The sequence below is a fragment of the Bradyrhizobium sp. SHOUNA76 genome (assembly GCF_023006445.1).
Lineage (GTDB): Bacteria > Pseudomonadota > Alphaproteobacteria > Rhizobiales > Xanthobacteraceae > Bradyrhizobium.
The window spans coordinates 1-803 of record NZ_JALBHA010001016.1; the positions used below are offsets into that span (position 1 = coordinate 1).

An 803-nucleotide genomic window follows, 5' to 3' on the forward strand; every position below is an offset into this window, starting at 1 on the left:
TGGTATGCCGCGGCGGTGCGGGTGATCGATACGGCCTCGCGCAGCGTCACCGCCAGCATCGCGGTCGGCGCTTCGCCCTCGGGGCTGGCGGTGACGCCTGATGGCAAGCTGCTGCTCTCGGCGGACCGTGACGACGACAGCGTCTCGGTGGTGGACACGACGACGCGTCAGCGCAAGGCGACGATCAAGGCCGGCACCCGTCCGTTCGGCGTCACCATCGACGCGGACGGCAAGCGTGCCTATACCGCCAATGTCGGCTCCGACGACGTCTCCGTGATCGACATCGCGGAGATGCGCGAGATCGGGCGCGTGCCGGTCGGGATGCGGCCCTACGCGGTGGCGCTGGCGCTGGGCCGCGGCTTCGTCACCGATCAATATGGCGGCAGCGTCAGCGTGTTCGACCTGGCGAGCCTGAAGCCGATCAAGCGGATCAATGTCGGGGACTATCCCGAAGGCATCAATGCAACCGCCGACGGCAAGCGCGTCATCGTCGCCTGCTGGGAGAGCAACACGCTTAGCATCATCGATGCCACTGATCTGAAGGTGATCGGCGAGATCAAGACCGGCGACGGCCCGCGCGCGTTCGGGGCGTTCTTGCGCAGGACGGAGTAGGGCGGTGTAGGGCGGATTAGCGAAGCGTAATCCGCCATCTGGCATCGACGATCGATCGGCGGATTACGCTTCGCTAATCCGCCCTACGGCACCGGGGCACACCGCGTCCGCAATCTCGTCCATCCGCTCGAACACGTGGTCCGGCCCGAGCGCTCGCAGCGCCGCCGGCGCCGCATAGCCCCAGCACACCG

Annotated in this window: 1 protein-coding gene and 1 pseudogene; one reads left to right on the forward strand and one right to left on the reverse strand. The window is 67.4% G+C overall.

Translation table 11 applies throughout. The annotated features are described in order from the left end of the window. The coding region (locus MOV74_RS39375) for a YncE family protein (protein ID WP_246933018.1) at positions 1-612 on the forward strand (612 nt) is incomplete at its 5' end. Positions 613-675: 63 nt separating this feature from the next. Here MOV74_RS39375 and MOV74_RS39380 read toward each other — a convergent pair. Next, positions 676-803, reverse strand: a pseudogene (locus tag MOV74_RS39380) (HAD family hydrolase); the annotation flags it as partial.